Annotated in this window: 16 protein-coding genes; 10 read left to right on the top strand and 6 right to left on the bottom strand. The window is 70.5% G+C overall.

The annotated features are described in order from the left end of the window. The first annotated feature begins 8 nt into the window (after positions 1 to 8). From E8D38_RS15315 to E8D38_RS15300, 4 genes are read left to right on the top strand one after another with little or no spacing between them, the layout of a single operon-like run. Positions 9 to 1,589 (top strand): B12-binding domain-containing radical SAM protein, encoded by a 1,581-nt coding sequence (locus tag E8D38_RS15315; protein WP_140632471.1) that lies wholly within the window; start codon positions 9 to 11, stop codon positions 1,587 to 1,589. After that, on the top strand, positions 1,579 to 3,393 hold the full coding sequence (locus E8D38_RS15310; RefSeq protein ID WP_246099514.1) for an ATP-binding response regulator: 1,815 nt from the start codon (positions 1,579 to 1,581) through the stop codon (positions 3,391 to 3,393). The genes E8D38_RS15315 and E8D38_RS15310 overlap by 11 nt, the downstream gene beginning before the upstream one ends. Before the next feature lie 5 nt (positions 3,394 to 3,398). Beyond that, complete coding sequence (locus E8D38_RS15305) at positions 3,399 to 5,264, top strand: lipase family protein (protein ID WP_140632468.1); 1,866 nt, start codon at positions 3,399 to 3,401, stop codon at positions 5,262 to 5,264. Then, the gene (locus E8D38_RS15300; RefSeq protein WP_140632465.1) at positions 5,261 to 6,184 is read left to right on the top strand and encodes an isoaspartyl peptidase/L-asparaginase family protein; all 924 of its coding nucleotides are present in this window, start codon (positions 5,261 to 5,263) and stop codon (positions 6,182 to 6,184) included. Before E8D38_RS15305 ends, E8D38_RS15300 begins: the two co-directional genes overlap by 4 nt. Positions 6,185 to 6,282: 98 nt before the next feature. On the opposite strand, the gene E8D38_RS15295 is transcribed toward E8D38_RS15300, so the two are convergent. Then, positions 6,283 to 6,921 carry a glycine-rich domain-containing protein gene (locus tag E8D38_RS15295; RefSeq protein ID WP_140632462.1) on the bottom strand — a complete coding sequence of 213 codons (639 nt, stop codon included), beginning with the start codon at positions 6,919 to 6,921 and terminating at the stop codon, positions 6,283 to 6,285. A gap of 79 nt (positions 6,922 to 7,000) precedes the next feature. After that, positions 7,001 to 10,240 (bottom strand): bifunctional diguanylate cyclase/phosphodiesterase, encoded by a 3,240-nt coding sequence (locus tag E8D38_RS15290; protein ID WP_246099513.1) that lies wholly within the window; start codon positions 10,238 to 10,240, stop codon positions 7,001 to 7,003. A gap of 254 nt (positions 10,241 to 10,494) precedes the next feature. Between E8D38_RS15290 and E8D38_RS15285 the strand changes: the two genes are divergently transcribed. From E8D38_RS15285 to E8D38_RS15275, 3 genes are all read left to right on the top strand, one after another. Then, positions 10,495 to 11,097, top strand: coding sequence for a MarC family protein (locus E8D38_RS15285; protein WP_140632456.1), 603 nt, complete (start codon positions 10,495 to 10,497; stop codon positions 11,095 to 11,097). A 67-nt stretch (positions 11,098 to 11,164) separates the two neighbouring features. Beyond that, positions 11,165 to 12,385, top strand: coding sequence for a M48 family metalloprotease (locus tag E8D38_RS15280; RefSeq protein WP_140632453.1), 1,221 nt, complete (start codon positions 11,165 to 11,167; stop codon positions 12,383 to 12,385). Further along, positions 12,378 to 17,891 carry a DUF4011 domain-containing protein gene (locus E8D38_RS15275; RefSeq protein ID WP_140632450.1) on the top strand — a complete coding sequence of 1,838 codons (5,514 nt, stop codon included), beginning with the start codon at positions 12,378 to 12,380 and terminating at the stop codon, positions 17,889 to 17,891. Before E8D38_RS15280 ends, E8D38_RS15275 begins: the two co-directional genes overlap by 8 nt. A 50-nt stretch (positions 17,892 to 17,941) precedes the next feature. Here E8D38_RS15275 and E8D38_RS15270 read toward each other — a convergent pair whose 3' ends face one another. From E8D38_RS15270 to E8D38_RS15260, 3 genes are all read right to left on the bottom strand, one after another. Next, on the bottom strand, positions 17,942 to 18,694 hold the full coding sequence (locus tag E8D38_RS15270) for an amino acid ABC transporter permease (protein ID WP_140632447.1): 753 nt from the start codon (positions 18,692 to 18,694) through the stop codon (positions 17,942 to 17,944). Between the two features lie 18 nt (positions 18,695 to 18,712). Further along, positions 18,713 to 19,582 carry a basic amino acid ABC transporter substrate-binding protein gene (locus E8D38_RS15265; protein ID WP_140632444.1) on the bottom strand — a complete coding sequence of 290 codons (870 nt, stop codon included), beginning with the start codon at positions 19,580 to 19,582 and terminating at the stop codon, positions 18,713 to 18,715. Between the two features lie 102 nt (positions 19,583 to 19,684). Then, entirely contained in the window at positions 19,685 to 20,500 is an 816-nt protein-coding gene (locus E8D38_RS15260) for a ferritin-like domain-containing protein (protein ID WP_140632441.1), read from the bottom strand. A gap of 39 nt (positions 20,501 to 20,539) precedes the next feature. Here E8D38_RS15260 and E8D38_RS15255 point away from each other — a divergent pair, with 39 nt between their 5' ends. From E8D38_RS15255 to E8D38_RS15245, 3 genes are read left to right on the top strand one after another with little or no spacing between them, the layout of a single operon-like run. Beyond that, the gene (locus tag E8D38_RS15255) at positions 20,540 to 21,064 is read left to right on the top strand and encodes a gamma carbonic anhydrase family protein (protein WP_140632438.1); all 525 of its coding nucleotides are present in this window, start codon (positions 20,540 to 20,542) and stop codon (positions 21,062 to 21,064) included. 3 nt (positions 21,065 to 21,067) lie between these two features. Further along, on the top strand, positions 21,068 to 22,027 hold the full coding sequence (gene hslO, locus E8D38_RS15250; protein ID WP_140632435.1) for an Hsp33 family molecular chaperone HslO: 960 nt from the start codon (positions 21,068 to 21,070) through the stop codon (positions 22,025 to 22,027). 2 nt (positions 22,028 to 22,029) lie between these two features. Then, positions 22,030 to 24,117, top strand: coding sequence for an alpha/beta hydrolase family protein (locus E8D38_RS15245; protein WP_140632432.1), 2,088 nt, complete (start codon positions 22,030 to 22,032; stop codon positions 24,115 to 24,117). Positions 24,118 to 24,159: 42 nt separating this feature from the next. On the opposite strand, the gene E8D38_RS15240 is transcribed toward E8D38_RS15245, so the two are convergent. Continuing rightward, positions 24,160 to 25,755, bottom strand: coding sequence for a hypothetical protein (locus E8D38_RS15240; protein ID WP_140632429.1), 1,596 nt, complete (start codon positions 25,753 to 25,755; stop codon positions 24,160 to 24,162). Positions 25,756 to 25,789 lie beyond the last annotated feature (34 nt).

Genomic DNA, 25,789 nt, shown 5'->3' with positions numbered 1-25,789 from the left:
AGTCAATCATGCGGGTGGCCATCATTTCGGTGTTCGTCGACTACCACCGCCGCGGGGCGCATCACCGCGGCGCGCTGCAGCCGCAGATCGGGCCGTTGATCGCCGCGCTGCTGCCCGACTGGTGCGAGGTCGAGATCGTCAACGACACCTGGGACGACCCCGACTGGTCGAAGAGCTACGACCTCGTGTTCCTGTCGTGCATGCACTCCGACTTCGACCGGGCGAGGCAGATCAGCCACTACTACCGCCGCCGCGGCGCCCGCACGGTGCTCGGCGGTGCGATGGCCTCGACCTACACCCATCTGTGCCAGCCCTACTTCGACGCGGTGGTGATCGGCGAGCCGGAGGACACGGTGGCGCGCATCGCCGAGGACGTGCGATCCAACTGCCTGCGGCCGGTGTACCGCTCGGGTGGCTACCAGCCCGGTCTCGTGCCCACGCCCGACGTGGCGCCGGTGGCCGCCCAGCAGCTTTTTCCGCTGGCGGTGGAGGCGACCCGCGGCTGCCCCTATACCTGCGACTTCTGCGTGCTGACCGCGCTGGGCAACGGCCATGCCCTGCGGCCGGTGCAATCGGTGGTGCGCGACGTGCGGGCCGCGAGGGAGGCGTTGCGACAGGCCGGCGTGCCCGACTGGAAGGGCCGGCTGGTCATGTTCTACGACAACAACCTGGCCGGCAACCTGAAGTGGTTCCGCGAGCTGTGCAACGCGCTCAAGCCGCTGGACGTTCGCTGGGGAGCCTGCCTCACCTTCAACGTCATCGCCAACCGGGAGCTGCTCAAGCTGATGTACGACAGCGGCTGCCGCTCGGTGTTCGTCGGGCTGGAGACCTTCAACCCGCAGACGCTGGCCGACATTGCGAAGCCGCAGAACAACATCGCCAAGATCGGCGAGGCGATCGAGCAGAGCCTTCAGGAAGGCATCCTGGTGATCGCCGGGCTGCTCGTGAGCCCGGTGCACGACGACGAGGACTACATCCGTTCGCTGCCTGCACACCTCAGGGATTGCGGCCTGCACGTGCCGAGCTTCGTGTCGTTCGAGACCCCGTTCCCAGGCACGCCGTTCTTCCATCGCATGGCGGCCGGCGACCCGCCGAAGTTCCTGCCCAACGCCAACCTGAACGACTTCAACGGCTACACGCTGGTGCTCGATCCGCAGCGCTCGCCGCTCGATCGCTTCGTGAACGCCTACCGCGAGACCCTGCAGCAGATCTACGCGCCGCGCCACCGCCTCGCCAAGCTGGCGCACGACCTGCCGAGGCTGCTGCGCCATCGCCGCTCTTGGACCGCGTCGCTGCTGGATGTGGGCGACATGTGCACGACCGGGTTCTACCCCGCGCCCGGGCGCACCTTCGTGGCAGGCACCGACCTGGCGCCGCCGGAGACTGTGCCCTTCAGCCGTGGCGACTTCGATTCCGAGGCGCAGCGCGTCGACCTGCTGAGCCCCACGCTGGTCACCGACGACGGCGGCCGACTGCTGCCGGGTTGGCGCAGCAGTCCTCAGAAAGTGCTCGCACCCGGGCAGGCGCGCGTAAAGTCCGCCATCGCGTTCAACACCGCCGTGCCCCCGGAGATCACACGTGTCAGCTAGCCTGCCCCTCAAGACCACGACACCCCCGGCCCCCGTGCAGCAGGGCCGGCTGCAGGACGACATCCGCGGGCTGTACCAGCAGACGCCCGCCTCGCTGATCGCCAACACGGTGGGCGTGCTGCTCATCTACGGCATGTTCTGGCGCGCCACGCCGGCGGTGAACATGGTGGCGTGGCTGGTGCCCTTCTTCGGGCTCATGCTGCTGCGCTGGCTGCTCTATCGCCGCTACCCCCAGGTGGCCGAACTGGGCATCGACGCGCTGCTGCGCTGGCGCAGGCAGTGGAACACCCTCACCGTGGTGAGCGGCCTGTTCTGGGGCGTGGGGGTGTGGCTGCTCTACGAGTGGGGCGACACCGCGCAGAAGACGGCGCTCATCGTCACCGTCTACGCCTACACGCTCGGAGCCATCCAGCTGCTGGCACACCAGGGCGCGGTCTTTCACGTCTTCGCCGCGGCCACCTTGCTGCCCATCGCGGCGCGCGTGCTCTACAGCGGCGGTGTCAGCGACATCGAGCTGGCGGCCATGATCGTGTTCGTCTTCATGATCGCGGCGATCATGGGCCGCAACTACCGCAAGGTGTACGACAACATCGTCGAGCTCAAGGTCCGCACCGAACACCTGATGGAGCAGCTGCGCACCGAGAAGATCGCCGCCGAGGAGGCACGCCGCCAGGCCGAGGTGGCCAACCGCGCCAAGACCCAGTTCTTCGCCGCCGCCAGCCACGACCTGCGCCAGCCGCTGCATGCGCTGGGGCTGTTCGCCGAAGCGCTGCGGCAGAAGAGCCGCAACGACGCAGAGGTGAGCCAGCTGGTCAACAGCATCAACAGCTCGGTCGATGCGCTCGAGGGCCTGTTCAGCGAACTGCTCGACATCACCCGCATCGACACCGGCGGGGTGGACCCGAACCCGCAGGACTTCTCGGTGCGCGACATCTTCGGACGGCTGCGCCTGACCTTCGAGCCCACCGCGTTCGAGAAGGGCCTGGTGCTGGACTTCCGCGGCGAGCGCCACTACGCGCACGCCGACCCGCTGCTGGTCGAGCGCATCCTGCGCAACCTCGTGTCCAACGCCATCCGATACACCGAAGATGGCGGCATCCTCGTGACCTGCCGCACCAGCGGCGGCCAGCTCAAGCTGCAGGTGTGGGACACCGGGGTGGGCATCGCCGAAAAGGAACGCAGCCGCATCTTCGAGGAGTTCTACCAGGTGCAGGGCGGCCGGCCGCTCGAGGCGCACCACCGCAAGGGCCTGGGCCTGGGGCTGGCCATCGTCAAGCGCCTGGCCGACCTGATGCGCGCGCCACTGTCGGTGCGCTCGGTGCCCGGCCGCGGCAGTGTGTTCACGCTGGTGTTGCCCATCGGCTCGCCGCCGCGGGTTGCCGGGCCGGCGGCCGCGCCCAAGGGGCCCATCGGCCTCACGCTGGACCACCGCCTGATCGTCGTGGTCGAGGACGAGCCGGCCGTGAGCGAGGCGCTCGAAGTGCTGCTCAAGGGCTGGGGCGCCAGCGTGGTGAGCTTCGATTCGGTGACCAATGCGCGCGCCTGGGCCCTCGCGCAGGACCCGCTGCGTGTGAAGCCCGACCTGCTGATCGTCGACTACCGGCTGCCCGAGGGCAGCACCGGCATCGATGCCATCGTCGCGCTGCGCGGCCATTTCGGGCCGGTGCCCACCATCATGGTCACCGGCAGCACCATGAGCGGCCACGAAGAAGACGCCCGGCGCCACGACTTCCACCTGCTGGTGAAGCCGGTGGTGCCCAACAAGCTGCGCGCGATGATCGCTTTCAAACTCGGCGTGAGGTGACGCGCATGGCCGAACACACCCTGCTGCTCGATCTGGAACTCGGCTTCGAGGACAACGCCCCCGGTTTCGACGGCCGCGCGGCCGACGCCGAGGCCACGCGCGCCGCGCCCCTGATGGCCGCAGCGCGCACGCCCGTCGATTCGGTGCATGCGCCGCTCACCGCGGCTGAAGTGCTGGAGCGCTTCAAGGCCCACCGCCCCGGCTGGTTTGCCGGCCACATGGCCGAGAGCGAGGGCATCGCGCGGCTGCTCGACGAGGAAGCCCGCGCCAGCGCGCGCCTGGGCGGCCTGCCGGGCACCGACCATCGCGGCGCCTGGGACGCGCAGGGCAAGGGGTCGGCCACGTCGACTCCCGGCCGGCATGACACGGCGGCCGACTGGCACCCGCCGCTGTGGGTCATGGCTCCCATCCTGCGGGAGCGCGCCGGCACGCTGCGCCTGCGCCTGCCGCACGTGGCCACGCCGGAGGCGGTGGCTCAAGCGCTGCTCGAGCACTGCCCTCCCGCGTGGCGCAAGCGCGAGCGCGTGCGTGTGCGGCTCGAAATCGAAACCCGCATCTATTGGGGCGCGCGCTCCCCGGATGACCTGTCGCCGTGGGCACCGTGCAGCCTGCGCGGCGACGGCGTGGGCCTGGCCGAGCCGCTGATCGAGATCGACCGCGGAGTGCCGCGCTGGGTCACGCCGCCGGACAAGGCCACCGCGCCTACGATCGTGCGCAGCCTGCGCCCGGGCGTCGGCCTCCTGGTGGCCGTGCCGGTGATCCTGTACGAGCGCCTGCCGCGCCCGATCGGCCCGCTGGCGAAGGCGGTGCAGTTCGTCATGAACTGGGTCGACCGGCTGCGCGGCGTGCGGCGTGACCGCGACCCGACCTTCATCTCGCGCCTGAAGGGCGACGAGGCCTACTGGTCACAGGTGCTGCCGGCCCCGGCGATCGACGCCCGCAAGTGGAAGCAGGTCGAGAAGCGCGGTGCCTGCGTGGCCCCGGCCTCGGTGCCGGCGGTCGCCTACCGGCCGGTGCAGGGTGCGCAAGCCGCCGGTGTCGATGCCGGCACCCACGTCGTGCTGGTGCATGGCGGACTGAGCTCTGCGCGCGGCGCTTTCGAGGCCTGGCTCGCGCTCGAGGCGCAAGGGCATGTCGGCACGCCATGGTCGGGCATGGACGTGCTCGACACGGCCTGCGCCTGGCGCTTCGAGCACGACAGCTTCGTGCGGCTGGACGAGAACATCGCCGCGCTGGCCGAGTTGCTGGAGCAGCACGTCATCGGCAAGGCGCCGCGCGGGCGCATGGTCTTCCTCACTCATTCGCGCGGCGGCGCGGTGGTGCGCTTCGCACTCCCCCAGTTCATCGACCGCTGGCCGAACTGGGACTTCCGCGCGCTCACCGCCGGCGCCCCGCACGACGGCACGCCGGTGTTCGGCACTGTCGGCCAGCGCTGGGTCGGCCTGGCCGGTGCGGTCGGCCTGCTGGGGCGGGTGGCCCGCGGCCTGCTCGACCGCGACGAGATGGCCAAGCTGAAGAACCTCGAGCGCGGCATGGCCGGCGACATTCCGCCGGGCTTCCAGGACCTCACGCCCGACGCGGTGCGCGAGCGTGCCAACGGCGAGCCGCTGCCGCCGCAGATCGTCGCGGCCTGGGGCTCGCAATGGCGCGCCGGCCTGGCGGCCGACTGGCCGAGCAACCTGTGGCGCCATGTGATCGAGGACTTCGGCGGTTTCGAGGCCGAAGGCGACGGCCTCATTCCGCTGCAGTCGGCCATGATGGGTGCGGCCTGCTACAACGCCTCGCCGGTCTCGCATGTGGAGTACTTCCACCATGCCCCCACGGTGCAGCAGATCCGCGGGCACCTGCAGGCCTTGCTGGCGCCTCGATGAGCCGCTTCTCGATCGCGATCCACGGCGGCGCCGGCACGCTGCTGCGCAGCCAGTTCACGCCCGAGCGGGAGGCGGCCTACCGTGCCGGGCTGGAAGCCGCGCTCGATGCCGGCCTGGCCGTGCTGCGGCAAGGCGGTGCCGCGCTCGACGCGGTGCAGGCTGCCGTGGTGGCGCTCGAAGACGACCCGCTGTTCAATGCCGGCCGCGGCGCGGTGTTCAACGACCAGGGCTTCATCGAGCTCGAAGCGGCCGTGATGGACGGGTCCACCCGTGCCGCCGGCAGCGTGACCGGGCTGCGGCGGGTGCGCAACCCGGTGCTGCTGGCGCGCGCGGTGATGCAGCACAGCCCGCATGTGACGCTGGGCTTCGAGGCCGCCGAGGCGTTTGCCGCGGCGCAGGGCCTGGCGCTCGAGCCGCCCGAGTACTTCCGCACCGAGTCGCGCTGGATCGCGCTGCAAAGCGAGCTGGCCCGCCTGCGCGCGGGCGGCAGCGACGCGGGCGTGCCCGAATCGGTGAAACACGGCACCGTCGGCGCGGTGGCGCTCGACGGGCAGGGCCGCCTCGCCGCGGCCACCTCCACCGGCGGGCGCACGGCCAAGTGGGCCGGGCGCATCGGCGACACGCCGGTCATTGGCGCCGGCACCTGGGCCGACGAGCGGGTGGCCGTGTCGGGCACCGGCCATGGCGAATGGTTCGTGCGCTGCGCGGCGGCCCACGACATCGCGGCGCGGGTACGGCATGGCGCCGCCCTGGCCGAGGCCTGCGACGAGGTGGTGCTGGGCGAGCTGAAGCGTTTCGGCGGCAGCGGCGGCGTGATCGCCGTCGACGCGGGCGGACACATCGCGATGCCGTTCAACTGCGAGGGCATGTACCGCGCCGCGGCCGATGCCAGCGGGCAGCGGCGGGTCGCCATCTTCTGAACTGCTGCCGGCGATCCGGCGGCGCTCGCCGCCGGACCCCGACTCTCCCTGGATCTTGATTCTTGGTGTGACGTGCCCGGGTGGGCTGGCTGGCGTGTCTACGACTTCGTCGAAGGCTCGACGCCGCACCAGGCCGCCTTGGCCTGCTGCGGCTCGACCCCGCACCAGGCCGCGCGGGCCTGCTGCTTCGAAGGCTCGACCCCGCACCACGCGGCATGGGCCTTCTGCTGCGGCTCCACCCCGCACCAGGCCGCCTGCGCCTGCACCGACGGCTCCACCCCGCACCACGCGGACGCCACTTGGGCGCCGCAGGCCGCCGCGGCTTCGCGCGGCTGGCCCATGGGTTCGCCGAACTCCTTCAGGTGCAGCTGCTGCATCGTCTCGAAGGCGTCGTCGAGCGCCTTGGCGTCGTCTTCGCCGCGCAGGCCGAGGTAGGGGAAGTGGTGCAGGAAGCGGCCGAAGGCGGCTTCGCAGTCGGCGGCGTACTTGCGCGTATCCAGGATGTGCATGTGCCAGAAGCGATCGACGTCGCGCTCTGGCGCCAGCATCAGGTCGGGGTACTTGGCATGCAGGATCAGGTAGCGCTTGTAGGCCAGCTCCAGCTCGTCTGCGTAGGCGGGCGACCAGCCGTAGCCGTCTTCATCGCGGGTGGCCTTGAACTTGATCAGCGTCAGGTCCATTGCCTGGATCGCCTCGAGGGTCTGTTCCAGTGTCTTGCTCGTGCTCGAAAGAGTCATGGTTTCTCCCATGGTGTGTTGCACCCGGCGCGACCGCTCCGGGTTGCGTCTTGCCTGACCGTGGCGGACCCGGGGCCCTTCAGGCCGCCACCGGCGAAGCAAACTGGTTGCGCAGGTGGCGTGCCATGAACTTGCACGCCTCCTCGGCGGGCAGCGGCTTGCACAGCCAGTAGCCCTGGATCTCGTCGCAGCCGCGCGCGCGCAGGTAGTCGAGCTGGCCGACGGTTTCCACGCCTTCGGCCACCACCTTCATGCGAAGGCCGTGGGCGAGGGTGATGATGCCGTCGGTGAGCGCCTGCGCGTCCTTGTCCTGCGACAGGTCGTTCACGAAGCTGCGATCGATCTTGACAGTGGAAAGCGGGAAGCGCTTCAGGTACGACAGCGATGAGTAGCCGGTGCCGAAGTCGTCGATGGCCAGCCCCACGCCCAGCATGCGCACCTGCTGCAGGAGTGCGGCCGCATGCTCGGGGTTCTTCATCATCGCGCTCTCGGTGATCTCCAGCTCCAGCTGAGCCGGGTCCAGCCGGCTGGCCTGCAGCACCGCCGCGATGTCGGACAGCAGCGTCGGGCTGCTCAGCTGGCGCGTCGACAGGTTCACCGCCATCTGCACCGGCGGCAGCCCGCGGTCCTGCCAGCTGCGGGCGTCGCGGCAGGCGGCTTCCAGGGCCCAGCGGCCCATCGGCTCGATGAGGCCGGTCTCCTCGGCAATGGGGATGAACTGCGCCGGCGACACCATGCCCAGCACCGGATGCCGCCAGCGCATCAGGGCCTCGACGCCCACGATGCGCTGGCTGCGCAGGTCCATCTTCGGCTGGTAGTGCAGCTCCAGCTCGCCGCGCTCGACGGCACGGCGCAGGCCGCTTTCGAGCATCAGCCTCTCGGTCCCCTGCGCATTCATCTGCGCGGCATAGAACTGGTAGTTGCCGCGCCCCTTGTCCTTGGCGCGGTACATCGCGGCGTCGGCGTTCTTGAGCAGCGTCTCGCCGTCGCTGCCGTCCTCGGGGAAGATGCTCACGCCGATGCTGGCCGACATGTGCAGCTCGCGCCCGTCGATCACGAAGGGCTCGGCACAGCAGGCCAGCACCTTGTCGGCCACCACCGCTGCATCGCTGGCCTGCGAGAGGTTCTCGAGCACCAGCACGAATTCGTCGCCGCCGAACCGCGCCACCACGTCGTCATCGCGCAGCACCGCGGACAGGCGCTGGGCGCAGGCCTTGATCATCGCGTCGCCGGTTCCGTGGCCGAGCGTGTCGTTGATGTGCTTGAAGCGGTCGATGTCGAGGAACAGCACCGCCACCCGTTTCTGGCACCGCTGGCTGCGCTTGATGGCGCGCGTCAGGTCGTGCTGCAGGGCGGCGCGGTTCGCCAGGCCGGTCAGCGCGTCGTGGTTGGCCACGTAGCGCAGCTGCTGCTCGGCCTGCTTGCGCTGCAGGTACTGCGCCAGCTGCAGCGCGATGGCGCGCAGCGACTCCTGCGTGTCGGGGTCGATGTCGGACAGCGGAGCGCGGCTGTGCAGCTCCAGCGCCGTCACGCTGCTGTCCGACAGCTGGGTCGGCACCACCAGGCAGCTGCGCAGGTCGGCCTGCGCGGCCAGTGCTTCGCGGGTGTATTCGCGCGCCTGGGTGGTGGTGTCCACGGTGGTGAGGGCTCCGCTGGCCCACGCGCGGCCGAGTGCGCCTTCGTCGCTGCGGTAGCTGAGCGAGCGGCTGATGCGGGCGAACTGGTCGAGCGCCGCGTTGCTGCCGCCGTGCCAGGAGCCGGTGCATTGCGCGAGGCCGTCCTCGACGCTCCAGAAGGCGCCGCAGTCCCAGCGCAGGTAGGAGCACACCGCTTCGAGCGCGCGCGCGATCACGAGGTCGGGCTCGCTGTCGCTCACCAGCAGCTGCGCGATCTCGTGTTCGAGCCGCAGCCGCTGCGCGCCCTTGCGGCGATGGGTGTCGTCGCGCACCGTGCCGCGCAGTTCGGGCTGGTCGTCCTCGTCACTGCGCTGGGCGATCACGTGCACCCACCGTTCGGTGCCGTCGGGCAGCCTGAGCTGCTGTTCGAACTCGCTGCGCTGGCCGGTCTGCGCCGCATAGGCGAAGTGCAGCTCCATGGCCGCGCGCTCCTGGGCCGGGGCGCGCTCCAGAAGCCTGGCCAGGTTGGCATCGGCCGGCCCGGCGAAGCCGAAGATGCGGCGCGCTTCGTCCGAACACTTCAGCGTGCCGCTGTCCAGGTCGAGCACCCAGCTGCCCAGGGAGGCCAGGCGCTGCGCCTCTTCCAGGTGCTGCTCGCTGCGGCGCAGGTGCCGCGTCATCGACTGCGCCAGCGCCAGTGCGCGCCGGCGCGAGGTCATCAGCGAATAGAGGATGCCGGCCACCAGCGAACTGATGGCGACGCCGCAGGCCACCAGCAGCCACGGCAGCGCCCGGTCGAACGGGCTGATGACGGTGTCTGCGCCGACGTCGATCTGCATGGCCCAGGTCCGGTTGCCGAGCTCGAACGTCAGCACGCGTTCGAAGGCGTTCGCCGGGGCGGACGCGCCTGGCTGCAGGCTGTCGAACAGCAGGTGCTCCGCCTGCAGTTCCCGCGGCGAAGGGGCCGAGCTGCTCGGGCTGACGCGCACCCCGCCGCCCGCGGGCCCCGCATCGAAAAGGCGCACGCGCAGGCCGGGGCCGCCGGCCTGGGTGATGCCGTTCATCACCTGGGCCACCCGGAAGCCGGCGCCCACCGAACCCATATAGGCGGCGCGGCGCTGCTCCACGGTGCCGGTGGGGTGGCCGGTGCGGTAGACCGGCAGGCGCACAGCCAGGCCGATGTCCGACTGCTTGTCCTTGATGAGGATCTTGCGGCCCGACGCGGTGAGGCTGCCGCTGTCGCGCGCCGCCTGCAGCGCCTCCAGCGTCTTGGGCGCGGTGCCCAGGTCCTTGCCGAGCGCCGCCTCGTTGCCGGCCAGCGGCTCGATCAGCACGAGCGGGAAGTATTCGGCGCGATCGCCGGCCAGGCGCATGCCGCGCGACTGCTCGAAGGCCGCCTTGCCGGCCGCCGGCACATGGGCCGCATAGTTGAGCACCTGGAAGCCCGGGTACTTGCTGTCCAGGCTCAGGCCCTCGACGTATTGCCGGAACTGCGCCGGCGTGACGGTTTCCGCGGTGTTGAACAGGGCGCGCAGCCCGACCAGCACCTCGGTGTAGGCGTCGAAGCGCTCACGGACCTTGTAGGCGGCTTCCTGGGCCGCCACGTCCACACGCGTCTGTGCGCGGTGCTCGATCTCCTCCCCGGCGATGCGGCCCACAGCCATCGACAGCGCAGAACCCGCGGCCAGCACCAGAAGCGGCAAGGAGAATCTTCCCCACCTTGCCCGCAGGTCATGCGTCATGCTCTTTCTCCCTCGACGTCCGCCTGTTGTCGCGGCTTCGAACCCTCCGAGCCGTCGCAGACGCACGACCGGATAGTCGGCACGCGCGGCAGCGACTTGATTGACGGAAATCAAACGCGGCCTCGCGGATCGAGGGCGGCGGGGCGGGTCGTGATGCACTTCACGCGTCGGCGCAGGAGGCAATCGCCGCGCCGGCCCGGCGACAATCGCCGCCCATGGACCACAGCTTCGTTTCAGCCTTCGTGCTGCTGCTCCTCGTGCTCGACCCGTTCGGCAGCCTGCCCATCTTCATTTCGGTGCTGCGCGGGGTGGAGCCGGCGCGCCGCACCCGCGTGGCGGTGCGCGAGGTCGCGATCGCCTTCGGGGTGCTGGTGACCTTCATGTTTGCCGGCCAGGGCTTCCTGAGCCTCATGCACCTGTCGGAACGTTCGCTCGAGGTGGCCGGCGGCGTGATCCTGCTGATCATCGCGATCCGGATGATCTTCTCGTCCGGCTCCGAGATCTACAGCTCCGACGGCGGTGCGCGGGAGCCCTTCATCTTTCCGCTGGCGGTGCCGCTGCTGGCCGGCCCTTCGGCCATGGCCACGGTGCTGCTGCTGGCCTCGCGCCAGCCCGACCGCATCACCGAATGGCTCGGCGCGCTGACCGCGGCCATGGCGGTCAGCGGCATCGTGCTGCTGGCGGCCGACCGCATTCGCAAGCTGCTGGGGCACTCGATGGTGTCGGCCCTCGAGAAGCTGATGGGCCTCGTGCTCACCGCGATCGCGGTGGAGATGGTCCTGGCGGGCCTGAAGCGCTACTTCGTGGGCACGCTGTAGCGCAGAAGCCGCGGTCGGCGACCGGAGCTTGGCATAGCATGCAGCCTTCGCAGCTTCGCCCGCCACGATGCCGACGACCTTCGCGCCCACCGCGTTCGACCGCTGGACGCCACTGCCGTACCAGCAGGCCGTGGTGCGCTATCTGAAGCAGGAGGAGCCGCAAGTCTGGCAATGGGCCGCCTCGGCGCAAGCCCGCAGCGAGCATGCGCAATGGGTGCGAAGCGAGCTGCTCAAGGGGACCTACCGGCTGGATGCCGACTCGCATCCGGACCTGCACGAACGCTGCGCGCAGGCCGCCGCCCGGCTGCAGCTCGATGTGCCGGTCACGCTGTACCAGGCTGGCGATGGCGCCATGAATGCGGCGCTGTATTTCGTCCCCGGGGAGGCGCACATCGTGCTGTCCGGCCCGGTGCACGAGAGATTGCAGGGCGGCGAGCTTGAAGCGCTGCTGGGTCATGAGCTGTCTCACTACCACCTGTGGACGCGCGACGGCGGCGACTACCACACCGCTGACCGCGTGCTCGGCGCAGCGGCGGCCGACACGCGTGCCGGGGCGAGCCATCTGCACACGGCCCGGCTGTATCGCCTCTATACCGAGATGTTCGCCGACCGGGGCGGCTGCGTCGCCTGCGGCGCGCTGCTGCCGGCGGTGGGTGCGCTGATCAAGACGCAGACCGGACTGGCCGAAGTCAGCGCCGAGAGCTACCTGCGCCAGGCTGCCGAGGTGCTGGAAAGACCGCCCGGGCGCTCGGCCGGTGAAAGCCACCCCGAAGCCTTCGTGCGCGCGCACGGCCTGGCGTTGTGGGTGGAAGGCGCCGCCGGTGCCGATGAGCGGCTGGCGGCGCTGATCGAGGGGCCGCTGGCGCTGGACACGCTGGACCTGCTCGGACAGCAGCGGCTCACCTCGTTGACCCGCAGGGTGCTGGCGCAGCTGCTGGCGCCGCGTTGCCTGCGCTCGCCCGCCCTGCTGGCTCAGGCACGGCGCTTCTTTCCCGACTTCGAGCCTGCCGGCGCGGGCAGCAGCGATGTGGCGCTCGATGCCGAAGTCGCCGCCTCCGGCGGCACGCATGAATACCTCGCGTGGTTGCTGCTCGACTTCGCTGCCGGCGATCGCGAGCTCGACGATGTGCCGCTGGCGGCCGCGCTGCAGCTGGCCCACAGGCTCGGCATCGGCGAGGCCTTCGAGCCGCTGGCGCAACGCCAGCTCGGCTTGGCCAGGCGCAGCCTGACCAGGCTGAAGCAGGAAGCTGCCGGGCTGCTGGCGCGCGCGGAGGCCGAGCATGGCTGAGACCGGTGCCGCGCTGCTGCGGGTGCTCGACGCCGGGCTGGCCGAAGGCGGCCTGCAGACCGACGACGTGCTGGCGCTGGTGCTGCCGCTGCTGCGGCAGGTGGCAGCGCTGCACGAGCAGGCGCGCGTGGCGCAGCTCGACGGGGTGGAGGCCTACGACCAGGCTGAAGACGGCGGCCTGCGCCTGACGCGCCCGGAGGGCCGGGCACCGCGCGACAACCGCGCTGCCATCGAACGCCTGGCCGTACCGGCGACCTCGGTGCTGCGGGTGGTGGGGCAGTCGCGCATCGACACCGAGGTGGGCGCCGATGGCGGAGCCGGCCCGCTGTGGCAAGACCTGTCGGTGTCTGCGGACGACGAAGCCGCCGGCGCGCCGCTCGCGCGCCCGCAATACCTGACCGGCTACCGCGCCTGGGAACACAGGCTCGACCACCACGACGAGCTGTCCGACATCCTCTGCCTCGGCCAGGTGGTGGCCAGCCTCGCCTGCGGCCTGGACTTCACCTCCGCCGAGGACCTGCAGCTGTTCGCTGCGCATCGCGACAACCTGTTCACGCTGCGCGAGCGCCTGCATCCGGTGGTGGCCGGCGTGATCGTCGAGATGACGGCGCTGGACCGCCACATGCGCGCGCGCGACCTGCCCTCGCTGGTGCGCCGCCTGGAGACCTATCGCGACCAGCCGGCCGACCTGGCGCTCGGGCGCGTGGCCGCGGGCGGCGCGCCGCAGCAGCGCCGCCGCGCGGTGCAGGAGCATCTGCGCGATCGCCTGTTCGACCTGTCGCGGCGCAACCGGCTGCTGTACTTCCGGCCGACCCAGTCGTCGGTCAACCTCACGGTGGCCAGCGTGCCGCTGGTGGTCGACCTCAACAGCATCCGGCTCGATCAGCTGTGCGTCTGGGGCGGGCGCTTCGCCGAGGAGGTGGTCGCGGGCGAACGCATCGCGATGGCGCGCTGGCTGCGCTTCGAGGACCAACCCTATCTGCCGGCTGCGCTCGACCACATCATCCAGGAGGCGCGCCGCGACCGCGCCGAATACGGCTTCTCGCAGCTGTCGCTCGTGCTGGCCTTCCTGCGCTGGCACAACCTCAAGGAGGCACGCGACGAGCGGGTGGTGTCTCCGCTGTTGCTGCTGCCGGTGGAGCTTTCGCGCAAGAAGGGCGTGCGCGACCAGTACATCCTCGAGGCGCCCGGCAGCGAGGCCGAGGTCAACCCGGCGCTGCGCCATCAGCTGCGGCAGCTCTACGGCATCGAGCTGCCCGAATCGGTGGACCTGCGCAGCACGACGATCGAGGACTTCCACCGCGATCTGCTCCGGCAGATCCAGGCCAGCGAGCCCGGCGTGCAGCTGCGCCTGCTCGCGCAGCCGGAAATCGAGCTGATCCATCAGCGGGCGCGCCAGCGGCTCGAGCAGTTCAGGCGCCGGCGCCGCGTGCGCGAGCCGCGTGCCACGCCGGTGGCGGCCTACGACTACAGCTATGCCGCCGACGACTTCCGCCCGCTCGGCCTGCAGCTGTTCCACGACAAGGTGAGGCCGACACCTCTGCCCTTGCGCGACGCAGTGGGCGCGCCGCCCGCGCCGCGCCATCCGCAGATGAGCGGGGCAAGCTCCACGCCGGAGCTGATCGAGCGGACCACCTATGCGCTGCATGACAGCGCGGCCAACCCGTACCGGTGGGACGTCGACCTCACCGCGGTGACGCTGGGCAACTTCAACTACCGCAAGATGTCGCTGGTGCGGGACTACTCCGCGCTCATCGAGGCGGACCTGCCCAACCCGGCCTTCGACCGGGTGTTCTCGCTGCAGCCGCGGGCGGTCGAGACCGATCCGCCGCCGCCGCTGGCGCCCGGCGACCACTGGGCGGTGGTGCGCGCCGATGCGACGCAAGCTGCGGCCGTGGCGCTGGCCCGCGGCGGCGCCAGCTACATCATCCAGGGCCCGCCGGGCACCGGGAAGTCCCAGACCATCACCAACCTGATCGCCGACTACGTCGGCCGCGGCCAGCGGGTGCTGTTCGTCTGCGAGAAGCGGGCCGCCATCGACGTGGTGTTCCATCGCCTGCGCCAGCAGGGGCTGGACGAGCTGTGCTGCATGATCCACGACTCGCAGGCCGACAAGAAGGCCTTCGTGCAGAACCTGCGGCAGACCTACGAACAGTGGCTGGCAACGCCCGACGAGCTCGACGAAGCGTTGCGCCGGCGCGGCCAGATGGCCGAGGCGATGGCGCAGGACCTGGACGCACTGCTGCGCTTCGATGCCGCCATGCTTGCGGTGCCGGCGCAGGCCGGCGTGGCGGTGCGCGAACTCCTGCAGCGGCTGGTGCTGCTGCGCGAGCACGATCCGCGCCTCGGCCCCACGCAGGCGGAGGCGCTGCCGGGCCACGATGTATGGCTGCGCCATGCGGGACTGGCCGAGCGCCTGCAGCGTGCCGTGGCCGAGACCACCGGTGCAGCCACCCTGGCGCAGCACGTCTTCTCGCATCTGGGCTTGGCCCTGGTGCGCCACGAGCGGCCGCTGACGCGCCTGCTGGAGCTTGCCGATCGCGCCGAATCCGCTCTCGACCGCAGCGGTGACGTAGTGGCCGAGGTGCTGCAGGAGCAACTGGGCACGCTCTTGCTCGGCGATGTGCTGGCACTCGGTGCGCAGGCGCGCCAGCTGGCCGAACCCGCCGCGCGTGGCCAGCTCGCCCTGCTGGATCCGCTCAGCGGCACCAGCCGCGCGCTGACTGCGGCATGCGATCAGGTGGAGGCGGCCGAACGGGCGCTGGCGGCGGCAGCCGAAGCGACCGTGCACTGGCAGGACAAGCTTTCTGCGACCGACACTGTCGCTGCACTGGCGCAAGCGCGCGCTCAGGAGCGCTCGCTGCTGCGCTGGTTGTCGCCGTCGTGGTGGCGCCTGCGCGGCGAGCTCGCTCGCCGCTACAGGTTCGCGGCCCATGCGGTGGCGCCGGCGCCCAGCCAGGTGCTGGCGGCGCTGCAAGCCGAGCAGCAGGCACAGGCTCGGCTGCAGGCGGCATGCGAAGAGGCCGAGGCCTCCTTCGGCCTGCGCGAGCCGCAGCAGCTGGTGCAACGCCTGCAGGCACTGCGCGAGGCCGCGCAGGGACGGCCGGCGCTGGCTGACTGGCACCGCCGGCTGCTGGCCGACGAGCCAGCCGCTGCGCGCGGCCGCGTGCAGCGGCTGGCGGAAATCGCCCCGGAGCTCGATCGGCTGGAGCCGTGGCTGGGCGAGTTGCTGCATGCGCCGGCCAGGTTGCGTTTCGAGTCGCTGGGCGAGCTGCTGCGAGACCTGCGCGAGAACGCCGACCAGTTGCCCGAGTTGCTGCCGCTGCTGCAGGAACTGGCCGATGCGGACGCCGGCTTTGCCGACACGCTGCGCACGCTGCCGCTGTCGACCGAGGCCCTCGAGTTTGCAGTCGCGCACGAGGCGCTGGCGCGCGTGTACCGCAGCGAGCGCTGGCTGCCGCGCTTCGACGGCGTGCAGCTGGCTCGGCATGCGCAACGGCTCGATGCCGCCGAGCGTGAGCTGCTCGAGGTCAACGCCCGGGCGCTGCGCGCCGGCGTGCGGCGGCGCTTTGGCGACAACGTGCACCGCTCCACGCTGGCGGCGAGCCAGCTCGATGCCGAAGGCAAGCTGTTCAAGAAGCAATACGCCGCCGGCCGCCGCGAGCTGGAGCACGAGTTCGGCAAGTCCATGCGCTACAAGTCCATCCGCGAACTCGCCAGCGGCGACAGCGGGCGGGTGGTGCGCGACATGAAGCCGGTCTGGCTCATGAGCCCGTTGTCGGTGTCCGACACGCTGCCGCTCGATGCGCGGCTGTTCGACGTGGTGATCTTCGACGAAGCCAGCCAGATTCCGGTGGAAGAGGCGGTGCCGGCGCTGTACCGTGCGCCGCAGGTCATCGTGGTGGGCGACGAAATGCAGCTGCCGCCCACCAGCTTCTTTTCGTCGTCGTCGCAGGACGAAGACGACGCGGCCCTGGCGATCGAGGAAGAAGGCGAGCGCGTGGCGGTGGTGCTGGACGCCGACAGCCTGCTCAACCAGGCCGCGCGCAACCTGCCCGCCACGCTGCTGGCCTGGCACTACCGCAGCCGCCACGAGTGCCTGATCGGGTTCTCGAATGCAGCGTTCTACGCCGGCAACCTCTACACCATCCCCGATCGTGGCCTGCCGGCACCGCAGCTGAGCCCCATCGTGCTGAATGCCGGCGAAACCGCACCGTCGGCCGTGGCGGCGCAGGCCGATGCGCTGCTCGCGCGGCCGATCAGTCACCATTTCGTGGCCGGCGGCGTGTATGCGCAGCGGCGCAACGAGGCCGAGGCGGCCTGCATTGCGCAACTGGTGCGCGAACTGCTGGCCCGCCATACCGGACAGAGCCTGGGCATCGTGGCCTTCTCGGAGGCCCAGCAAAGCGAAATCGAATCAGCGCTGGACGCGCTGGCCGCCGCCGACAGCGGCTTCGCGGCCCGCCTGGAGGCCGAATACCTGCGCGAGGAGGACGACCAGTTCTGCGGGCTGTTCGTGAAGAACCTCGAGAACGTGCAGGGAGACGAGCGCGACATCGTGATCCTGTCGATCTGCTACGCACCGGGGCCGGAAGGCCGCATGCTGATGAACTTCGGCCCCATCAACCAGCGCGGAGGCGAGAAGCGCCTGAACGTGATCTTCAGCCGCGCACGCCACCACATGGCGGTGGTCGCCAGCATCCGCCACGAGGCCATCACCAACGACCACAACGAAGGCGCGGCGGCGCTCAAGCAGTTCCTGCGATACGCCGAATGCAGCTCGCGCGGCGATGCCGAGTCGGCGCGCCGCCTGCTGGAGAACCTGAATCCGCTGGCGCGCAAGGCGCTCGGCAGCGGCGACGGCACGCCCGACGAGGTGGTGCGTCAGCTGGCGGCCGCATTGCGCTCGCGCGGCCACATGGTCGACGAGCAGGTCGGCCAGTCGCGCTTTCGCTGCGAGCTGGCGGTGCGCGACGCGAGCCTGCCGGACCGCTACGCGCTGGGCATCGTGGTGGATACGGCCGCGCAGTATGCGAACCGCGACGTGTTCGAACGCCACGTGGCCCGGCCGCGCGCGCTGGCGGCCTTCGGCTGGCGGACGCTGCAGGTGCTGTCGCGCGACTGGCATGAGGCGCCGGACAGCGTGCTGGCGCGGGTGGAGCGGGCGTTGTCGGGCGCGGTGGAGGAGCTGCCTGCCGTGGCGCCGATGGCCGAGGTGCAGCCGGCCGCTGCGCCGGCTCGGGAGCCCGAGCGGGAGCCGGTGCCGCAGGCGGCCGCTGAGCCGCCGCCGGCTGCCGTGATGCCGCGGCGCTTCGAATACACGGAAGGGCCTTCGCGCAAGTTCTGGCAGATCGCCTGCACCGGCTGCGAGGTGGCGGTGACCTTCGGGCGCATCGGCTCGCGCGGCCAGACCCAGGTCAAGCAGTTCGACTCCGAAGCCCGCGCGCAGCGCGAGCAGGAGAAGCTGGTGGCCGAGAAGCTGGCGAAGGGCTACCTGGAGGTCTGACCGGGCAGGCGCCCGGCGCCCGCGCAGGTGCGCGGGGGCCTCCAGCCGCCTCAGCGCCCGCGCAGGTGAGCCGGGGCCTCCAGCCGCCTGGCCAGGGTGGACAGCACCAGCGTCAGCACCAGGTAGATCACCGAGATCGCCAGGTACGGCTCCCAGTAGCGGGAGTAGGCCCCGGCCACGGTGCGTGCGGCCAGTGCCAGCTCGGCCAGGCCGATGGCGGACACCAGCGACGAGTCCTTGATCAGGGTGACGCCTTCGTTCACCAGCGCCGGCACCATGCGGCGGAAGGCCTGGGGCAGCACGATGAAGCGCATGCTCTGGCCGTGCGTGAGGCCCAGGCTGTAGGCCGCCTGGGTCTGGCCCAGGTGGATCGACAGGATGCCGGCGCGGAAGATCTCGGAGATGTAGGCGCCCGCGTTGAGCGTGAGCGCCAGCGCCCCCGAGAAGAACGCGCCGTGCGACTGGCGGAACTCGCGTGCCGCATCGCCCGAGACCAGCAGGCCGCCGTCCGGGTGGATCAGCGTGGGCATCAGCGCGAAGTGCACGAGCAGGATCTGCACGAACAGCGGCGTGCCGCGGAAGAAGGCCACGTAGCCGCGCGTGACCACGCGCAGGATCCGCAGCCCCCAGTCCAGTGCAGCCGACTTCGGTCGCGGGGCGTCACGCGAGCTGCTGACCAGCCCGAGTGCCACGCCCAGCAGAAGCCCGCAGCCGATGGCCACGAGCGTGAGCTTCACCGTCATCCACAGGCCCTCGACGAACAAGGGCATGTAGCCTGACAGGATCTCCCAGCGCAGATCCATCGCGAACCAGCCCCGTGCTTACTTCGAAGCGGCCGAAGCGGCGCCTTCGGCCGCCTTGGCGCCGAAGTACTTGGTGTAGATCTGGTCGTAGGTGCCGTCGGCCTTGATGTCGGCCAGGCCCTTGTTCAGCTTCTCGAGCAGCTCGGTGTTGCCCTTCTTGACCGCCAGGCCGTACTGCTCGGGCGCGAACGACTTGTCGCTCACCGTCTTGAAGCCGGCGGCCGAGTTGTTGGTCACGTAGTTGATGATCACGCCGTTGTCGGCCACCACTGCGTCCACACCGCCCGACTCCAGCTCCTTCAGGGCCAGCGGGGTCGATTCGAAGCGCTTCACGTTGGTGCTGTTCTTGCCCAGCAGCTTGGTCACCACTTCGTCGCCGGTGGTGCCGGTCTGCACGCCGACCTTGAGCTTCTTCAGGTCGTCGAACTTGCCTACCTTGGAGTTCTTCTTCACCGCGATGAGCTGCTGCGCATCGAAGTAGGGCGACGAGAAGTCCATCGTCTGCTTGCGCTCGTCGGTGATGGTGATGGCCGACACCAGGAAGTCGCGGTCACCCTGCTGCAGGGTGTTGAAGATGCCTTCCCACGGCGTGTTGACGAACTTCACCTCGAAGCCTGCCTTCTGGGCCACGGCGCTCACCACGTCGATGTCGAAGCCGACGATCTCGCCCTTTTCGTTCTGCGACTCGAACGGCGCGTAGGCGGCGTCGGTGCCGACCACCAGCACCCGAGGTGCCGGCGTGGGGGCGGGGGCGGAAGCCACGGCCGGGGCGGAAGCCGGTGCAGCGGTCTCGCTGCCTTGCTTGCCGCACGCGGCGAGCAGCACGCCGGCGCACAGCAGGCCGGCGGTCTTCAGGAACTTGCGGGTGTTCATCAAGGTTGTCGTCATGGTGTGTGTCTTCCTGAGTGGTGAGGGAAGTTGCTCTTGGTTGGCCGGCGGCATTCTGTGTCGCCCGCCGGTCGGGCTTGCGGAGTGTAAGCGTTGCAAAACTCACGCCCGGGGGGCGTCACCTAGGGTTTGCTCGGCTTCGAGAAAGGCGATCTCGGCGTCGGTGAATCCGGCCGAAAGCCGCGCCGCGCGGTTGAACGGCGGCTTCAGGCGGGGCGCGCCGTAACGCTGCACCAGCACGCCGTAGTGGGCCACCGGGTCCAGCCCCTCGCGCCGGCACAGCCACCGGTACCAGTGGTTGCCGATGGCCACGTGGCCGACCTCGTCGCGCAGGATGACGTCGAGGATCTCCACCGCACGGGCATCGCCTGCCTTGGTGAGCTTGCGCTGGATCAAGGGTGTGGCATCGAGGCCCCGCGCCTCGAGCGTGCGCGGCACCAGCGCCATGCGCGCCACGATGTCGTCGCGGGTCTTGTCGGTCATGGACCACAGGCCGTCGTGTGCGTCGAAGTCGCCGTAGTCGTGGCCGAGCGTGCGCAGGTGCTCGCGCAGCAGCGTGAAGTGGAAGGCCTCCTCGCGCGCCACGCGCAGCCAGTCGAGGTAGAAGGCCTCGGGCATGCCGGCGAAGCGCCACACCGCATCGAGTGCGAGGTTGATCGCGTTGAACTCGATGTGCGCAATGGCATGCAGCAGCGCGGCTCGGCCGGGCAGGGTGTAGGGCGAACGCTGGGGCACCGAACCGGGCGGCACGAGCAGGGGGCGCTGCGGCCGGCCGGGCAGGCCGCTTGCCGCCTCCAGGGTGCGCGCGGGCAGCAGCGGCAGGCTTTCGCGGGCCTCCCACAGCGCCTGCACCGCTGCCACCTTCGCATGGGGCTCGGCCACGCAGAGGGCTTGCAGGGCATGTGCTCTCAGGTCCATCTCTAGAATTCTAGGTTTTTGCAGTTCGAAGGATCAGCCATGGCGCTGTACCAGCTCGGGGACGACGCGCCCCGTCTCCATGAAACGGCCTGGGTGGCCGACAGCGCGCAGGTCATCGGCCGCGTCGAGCTGGCCGAAAACGCGAGCATCTGGTTCGGCACCGTGGTGCGCGGCGACAACGAGCTCATCCGCATCGGCCGCAACAGCAACGTGCAGGACAACTCCACGCTGCACACCGACGCCGGCATTCCGCTGACCCTGGGCGACAACGTGACGGTGGGCCACCAGGTCATGCTGCACGGCTGCCAGATCGGCGACGGCTCGCTGATCGGCATCGGCGCCGTGGTGCTCAACGGCGCGAAGATCGGCCGCAACTGCCTGGTGGGCGCCGGCTCGCTGGTGACCGAGGGCAAGGAGTTCCCGGACAACAGCATGATCCTGGGCTCGCCGGCCAAGGTGGTGCGCACCTTCACGCCCGAGCAGGTGGCTGCGTTCCAGCATGGGGCGGCGCACTACGTGCACAACGCGTCGCGTTATCGCGCGCAACTCAAGAAGATCGGATAAGCGATGTCGGAGCTGCACAAGTTCCTGTTCGAGGGCCTGCCGGTGCGCGGCATGCTGGTGCGCCTCACCGGTGCGTGGGTCGAGATCCTCAAGCGCCGCGAGGCGGCCGGCGGCTTTCCGCAGCCGGTGCGCGAGCTGCTGGGCCAGATGGCGGCGGCCGGTGCGCTGATGCAGTCGAACATCAAGTTCAACGGCGCGCTGGTGCTGCAGGTGTTCGGCGACGGCCCGGTGAAGCTGGCGGTGGCCGAGGTGCAGCCCGACCTCGCGCTGCGCGCCACCGCCAAGGTGGTGGGCGAGGTGCCGGCCGACGCGCAGCTCGAAGCCATGCTCAACGTGCACGGCAAGGGTCGCTGCGTGATCACGCTCGACCCGAAGGACAAGCTGCCCGGCCAGCAGCCGTACCAGGGCATCGTGCCGCTGCACGGCGACCATCGCGAGCCGCTGCAGCGCCTGTCCGAGGTGCTCGAGCACTACATGCTGCAGTCGGAGCAGCTCGACACCCGGCTCATCCTGGCCGCCAACGACCAGGTCGCCGCCGGCCTCCTGATCCAGCGCCTGCCGGTCGAAGGCGAGGGCAACCTCGCGGGCGGCCGGCGCAACGAAGACGAGATCGGCCTCAACGAAGGCTTCAACCGCATCGCGCACCTGGCCGCCACGCTCACCAGCGAGGAGCTGCTCACGCTCGATGCCGACACCGTCCTGCGCCGCCTGTTCTGGGAAGAGCAGGTGCGCCGCTTCGAGCCGCTGTCGCCGCGCTTTGCGTGCACCTGCTCGCGCGAGCGGGTCTCGGGCATGCTCCGCAGCCTGGGCCGCGAAGAGGTGGACAGCATCGTGGCCGAACGCGGCGACGTCGAGATCGGCTGCGACTTCTGCGGCAACCAGTACCGCTTCGACGCGGTCGACGTCGGCGAGCTGTTCACGCCGCAGCGCGACCAGCCGCCCGCGTCCAAGGTCGTGCACTGACCATGGCTTGTCCGATCTCACCGCGCCGCGTGCGCGGCACGGTGGCTGCTGGCCTGTCGTCCCTTCTGTGCCTGTCGTGCCTGCTGGCGCCCGCTGCATCGTGGGCCCAGGCCTCGGCACCCGCGGCTGCATCGCCCGCGGCGCAGCGTCGCCCCGTGGAGCACTTCGCGCGCGTTCCTCACCTGTCTCGCGTGGCGCTGTCGCGCGACGGCAAGCAGATCGCCGCCCTGCTGAACCGGGAAGACCGCACCGTGCTCATCACCCGGCCGGTCGCGGGCGGCAGCCCGCGCGGCGTGCTGGAGACCGACAACCAGAAGTTCCACTTCAACTGGATCCGCTGGGTCAGCAACGAGCGTCTGCTGGTCAGCTTCCGCTACGCGGCGCGGCGCGACTTCGTGGGGACGGTGGAGACCCGGCTCGTTTCGGTGAAGGCCGAAGGCGGTGGCCTGGTCAACCTGGTGCAGAACCGGCCGCAGCCGGGCAGCCTGTCGGGCAACGTGCGCAGCCAGCAGATCCAGGACCAGGTGATCGACTGGCTGCCCGGCGACGGCCGCCACGTGCTGCTGCAGCTCAACGAGCCGGGCCGGCCGCTGCCCGGCGTCTACAAGGTGAACGTCGAAACGGGCGCCAGCCACATGGTCAAGGCACCGGAGCGCGACGTGCACTGGTGGTTCACCGACGCACAGCACCGGGTGCGCGTGGGCATCCGCCTGCTGGACGACGGCGGCGGCTGGGAAGTCCTCGGCAGCGACCCCGATGGCCGGAACTGGCGCAAGCTGTGGGCCTTCGACAAGCTCGAGGAATCCGTCTGGCCGCTCGGCTTCGGGCGCGACCCGCAGGAACTCTATGTTCGGGCCGATCACGAAGGCCGCATGGCCGTATTCTCGGTCCGCCTCGATGCGCCGGGGCTGCCCAGGACCCTGCGGCTGGCGCACCCCCACCGCGACACGGACGGCAGCCTGATACGGGCGCCGGCCACCGGCGAGGTGATCGGCCTGCGCATCGACGAAACCGAGTCCGACGGGGGCGAGGCCCGCAGCGAGTGGTGGGCCGACGACTGGCGGGCGCAGATGCTGGCCATCGACCGGGCGCTGCCCGGCCGCAGCAACCGCCTGCTCGGCATGAGCGACGACGAGCAGGGTTACCTGGTCTACTCGAGCGGCAACCGCCAGCCGGGCGGGTTCTATGCAGGCGACCGCGCCACCGGCCAGCTGGCGTTCCTGGGCAGCACCCACCCGGACCTCGCCAATGCCGCGCTTGCGGGCAAGCGGGCGGTGAGCATCAAGGCCCGCGACGGGCTGACGCTGAATGCCTACCTCACCCTGCCGTCAGGGCAATCACCTGCGGGCGATGCAAAGCAGCCGCTGCCGTTCGTGCTGCTGCCGCACGGCGGCCCGCACAGCCGCGACGACGTCGACTTCGACCCGTGGACCGAGTTCCTGGCCGACCGGGGCTATGCGGTGCTGCAGGTCAACTTCCGCGGCTCGAGCGGCTACGGCCACGAGTTCAGGCTGGCTGGCCTGAAGCGATGGGGCCTGGAGATGCAGGACGACCTGACCGATGCGGTGGCATGGGCGGTGGAGCAGGGCGTGGCCGACCCGAAGCGGGTGTGCATCGTGGGCGCCAGCTACGGCGGCTATGCGGCGCTCATGGGCGCAGTGAAGACGCCCGATCTGTACCGCTGTGCGGTGAGCTTTGCGGGCGTGTCGGACCTGCCGGACCTCATCGAATTCGAGAGCGATTACCTGGGCGGCCGCCAGGCGGCCGAACGCACGATCGGGCGCCTGTGGGCAGACAGGGCGCAGCTGCGGGCCACCTCGCCGGCACGCCAGGCCGAGCGCGTCCGGGCGCCGGTGCTGCTGGTGCACGGCACGCTGGATCGCCGCGTGCCGGTGGACCAGAGCGAGACGATGGCCAGCGCACTGCGCCGTGCGGGCAAGCCGCACCGCTACATCGAGCTCGAGGGCGGCGACCATCACCTCAGCCGGCACAGCCACCGTGTGTCGTTCTTCCGGGCGCTCGAGAGCTTTCTCGACGAACACCTGAAGCCGGCAGCGGCCGGCACCGCGGCGACGATCGCCGCGCAGTAGTCGGCGCACCCCGCATCGCGTACGAGGCGGGGTGCGGTCGCTTCACACCTTGAACTCGGCGATCGCGCGCTGCAGCACCTCGAGCCGCTTGAGTTCGCGCTCCATGTGCGCCGCGATGGTGGGCAGTGCCTCGTGCAGCCCCTTGCGCACGGTTTCGGTCGCCAGCCGCTCGTGGTCCTTCATCATCCCGGCCAGCTTTTCGGCGTCCGCCGGCAGCGTCTCGGCGATCTGGTTGACCACCGCGCCCAGCATCGCGTGCCGCAGGTGCGCCAGGGGCAGCATCGAGGGTGCCGTGGTTTCCTTGCGGCCGCCCTGCAAGGGCGTCAGCAGCGCCTGCCATGAAGCCGGCAGCTCGGCGGTGTCGGCGAGTTCGGCCACCAGTTCGGGCACGCTGCCCGGACCCCATTGCCGCGTGAGCGCCTGTTCGGCCACCAGGCCGAGCTCGACCAGCGGGTCCCAGGGGCACGGGTGCGGGTGGGGCAGCTCGAACTCCAGCATCTCCGGATCGAAACGTGCCAGCGCCAGCTTGATGAAGGGCCAGCAGCGGCGGCGGCCGCGCGGCGCCAGCCAGCGCACCGTGTTGAGGTAGTAGCGCTGGATCTTCTGGTACTCGGGTGTCGGCGAGCCGCCCGAATACAGGCCCTCGAACGGTTGGCCCAGGCTGTCGCTGCCGGCACCCGAGCCGTTGAGGTTGATGTTGACGAAGTGGTGCCAGGTCGCGTCGCAGACGATGCGGCCCACGCGTGCGGCGTCGCCGTCATAGGCCGAGATGCCGCCGAAGGACCGCGGCAGGACCGGCGGCTTGGTGCCGGTGGGCGTGGGCGCGCCGCTTTCGATGAAGCGACCGCCCGAGATCGACACCGACACCACCTGAGCCGCGATGCGCGGCCCGCCGCCGACGGGCTCGGGCCATTCCTCGACGCCGGCGAACGTGCCGGGGCCGGTCGCCGGTGCCAGGCACTCGCTCTCGTGCGCGTGGTCGGGCATCCAGTCCACCGCGCCCGACGGGTGGCGCAGCACCGGGTGCACGTTCCAGCTCGAAGCGGCCGAGTCGGGCCCGCCGTTCGAGAAGAACACCGGATAGATCCGCTGCGCGATGGCATTGGCCTGGTCGTTGAACTGCTTGACGTTGTCGCTGCCCGGGTCGATCACGGTGTCGAGCCGCTGCGGCGAGCTCATCGGGATGCCGGCCCAGTTGCGCATCGCGCGCACCCGCGGGATGAAGCTGCCCATGCCGCTGCCCAGGCTGCCGTGGTCGCCGGTGGCGAAGACGCCGCCGCCGTCCTTCATGAACTGGGCGACCCGGGCCTGCTCGGCGGGCTGCAGCGCGGCGGAGCTGAAGCCGAACAGCCACAGCTGGTCGTACTGCGCGGTGTTGACCGAGGCATCGAAGGTGAACGCGCCTGCGATGGTGGTGGGACCGGCGCCGCTGCGGTGCGCGGTGGCGATGGTGTGGCCGGCCGCCGCCACGATGGAGACGAACTCCGACAGGCCGAAGAAACCGGTGCCGAAGTCGAGGCTGCCGTCGGTCACCATGAGGATGCGTTGCGGGCACGGATAGGTCAGCAGCGCCTCGGCGAAGCGGTTGCCGGCAAAGGCTCTCGCCTCGAGGTTGGGCATGCGGGAAATGTCGGGCATCGTGGGCTCCTTGAGTGGGTGTGCGGCCCGCGTG

This window comes from Methylibium rhizosphaerae (genome assembly GCF_006386545.1).
Taxonomy (GTDB): Bacteria; Pseudomonadota; Gammaproteobacteria; order Burkholderiales; family Burkholderiaceae_C; genus Pseudorivibacter; species Pseudorivibacter rhizosphaerae.
This window is presented reverse-complemented; position numbering and strand designations above follow the sequence as displayed.

Bases quoted from the DNA above. Each gene is read 5' to 3' on its own strand.
- E8D38_RS15315 (WP_140632471.1), top strand. From the start codon at position 9: ATGCGGGTGGCCATCATTTCGGTGTTCGTCGACTACCACCGCCGCGGG.
- E8D38_RS15305 (WP_140632468.1), top strand. From the start codon at position 3,399: ATGGCCGAACACACCCTGCTGCTCGATCTGGAACTCGGCTTCGAGGAC.
- E8D38_RS15300 (WP_140632465.1), top strand. From the start codon at position 5,261: ATGAGCCGCTTCTCGATCGCGATCCACGGCGGCGCCGGCACGCTGCTG.
- E8D38_RS15295 (WP_140632462.1), bottom strand. From the start codon at position 6,921: ATGACTCTTTCGAGCACGAGCAAGACACTGGAACAGACCCTCGAGGCG.
- E8D38_RS15285 (WP_140632456.1), top strand. From the start codon at position 10,495: ATGGACCACAGCTTCGTTTCAGCCTTCGTGCTGCTGCTCCTCGTGCTC.
- E8D38_RS15280 (WP_140632453.1), top strand. From the start codon at position 11,165: ATGCCGACGACCTTCGCGCCCACCGCGTTCGACCGCTGGACGCCACTG.
- E8D38_RS15275 (WP_140632450.1), top strand. From the start codon at position 12,378: ATGGCTGAGACCGGTGCCGCGCTGCTGCGGGTGCTCGACGCCGGGCTG.
- E8D38_RS15270 (WP_140632447.1), bottom strand. From the start codon at position 18,694: ATGGATCTGCGCTGGGAGATCCTGTCAGGCTACATGCCCTTGTTCGTC.
- E8D38_RS15265 (WP_140632444.1), bottom strand. From the start codon at position 19,582: ATGACGACAACCTTGATGAACACCCGCAAGTTCCTGAAGACCGCCGGC.
- E8D38_RS15260 (WP_140632441.1), bottom strand. From the start codon at position 20,500: ATGGACCTGAGAGCACATGCCCTGCAAGCCCTCTGCGTGGCCGAGCCC.
- E8D38_RS15255 (WP_140632438.1), top strand. From the start codon at position 20,540: ATGGCGCTGTACCAGCTCGGGGACGACGCGCCCCGTCTCCATGAAACG.
- hslO (WP_140632435.1), top strand. From the start codon at position 21,068: ATGTCGGAGCTGCACAAGTTCCTGTTCGAGGGCCTGCCGGTGCGCGGC.
- E8D38_RS15245 (WP_140632432.1), top strand. From the start codon at position 22,030: ATGGCTTGTCCGATCTCACCGCGCCGCGTGCGCGGCACGGTGGCTGCT.
- E8D38_RS15240 (WP_140632429.1), bottom strand. From the start codon at position 25,755: ATGCCCGACATTTCCCGCATGCCCAACCTCGAGGCGAGAGCCTTTGCC.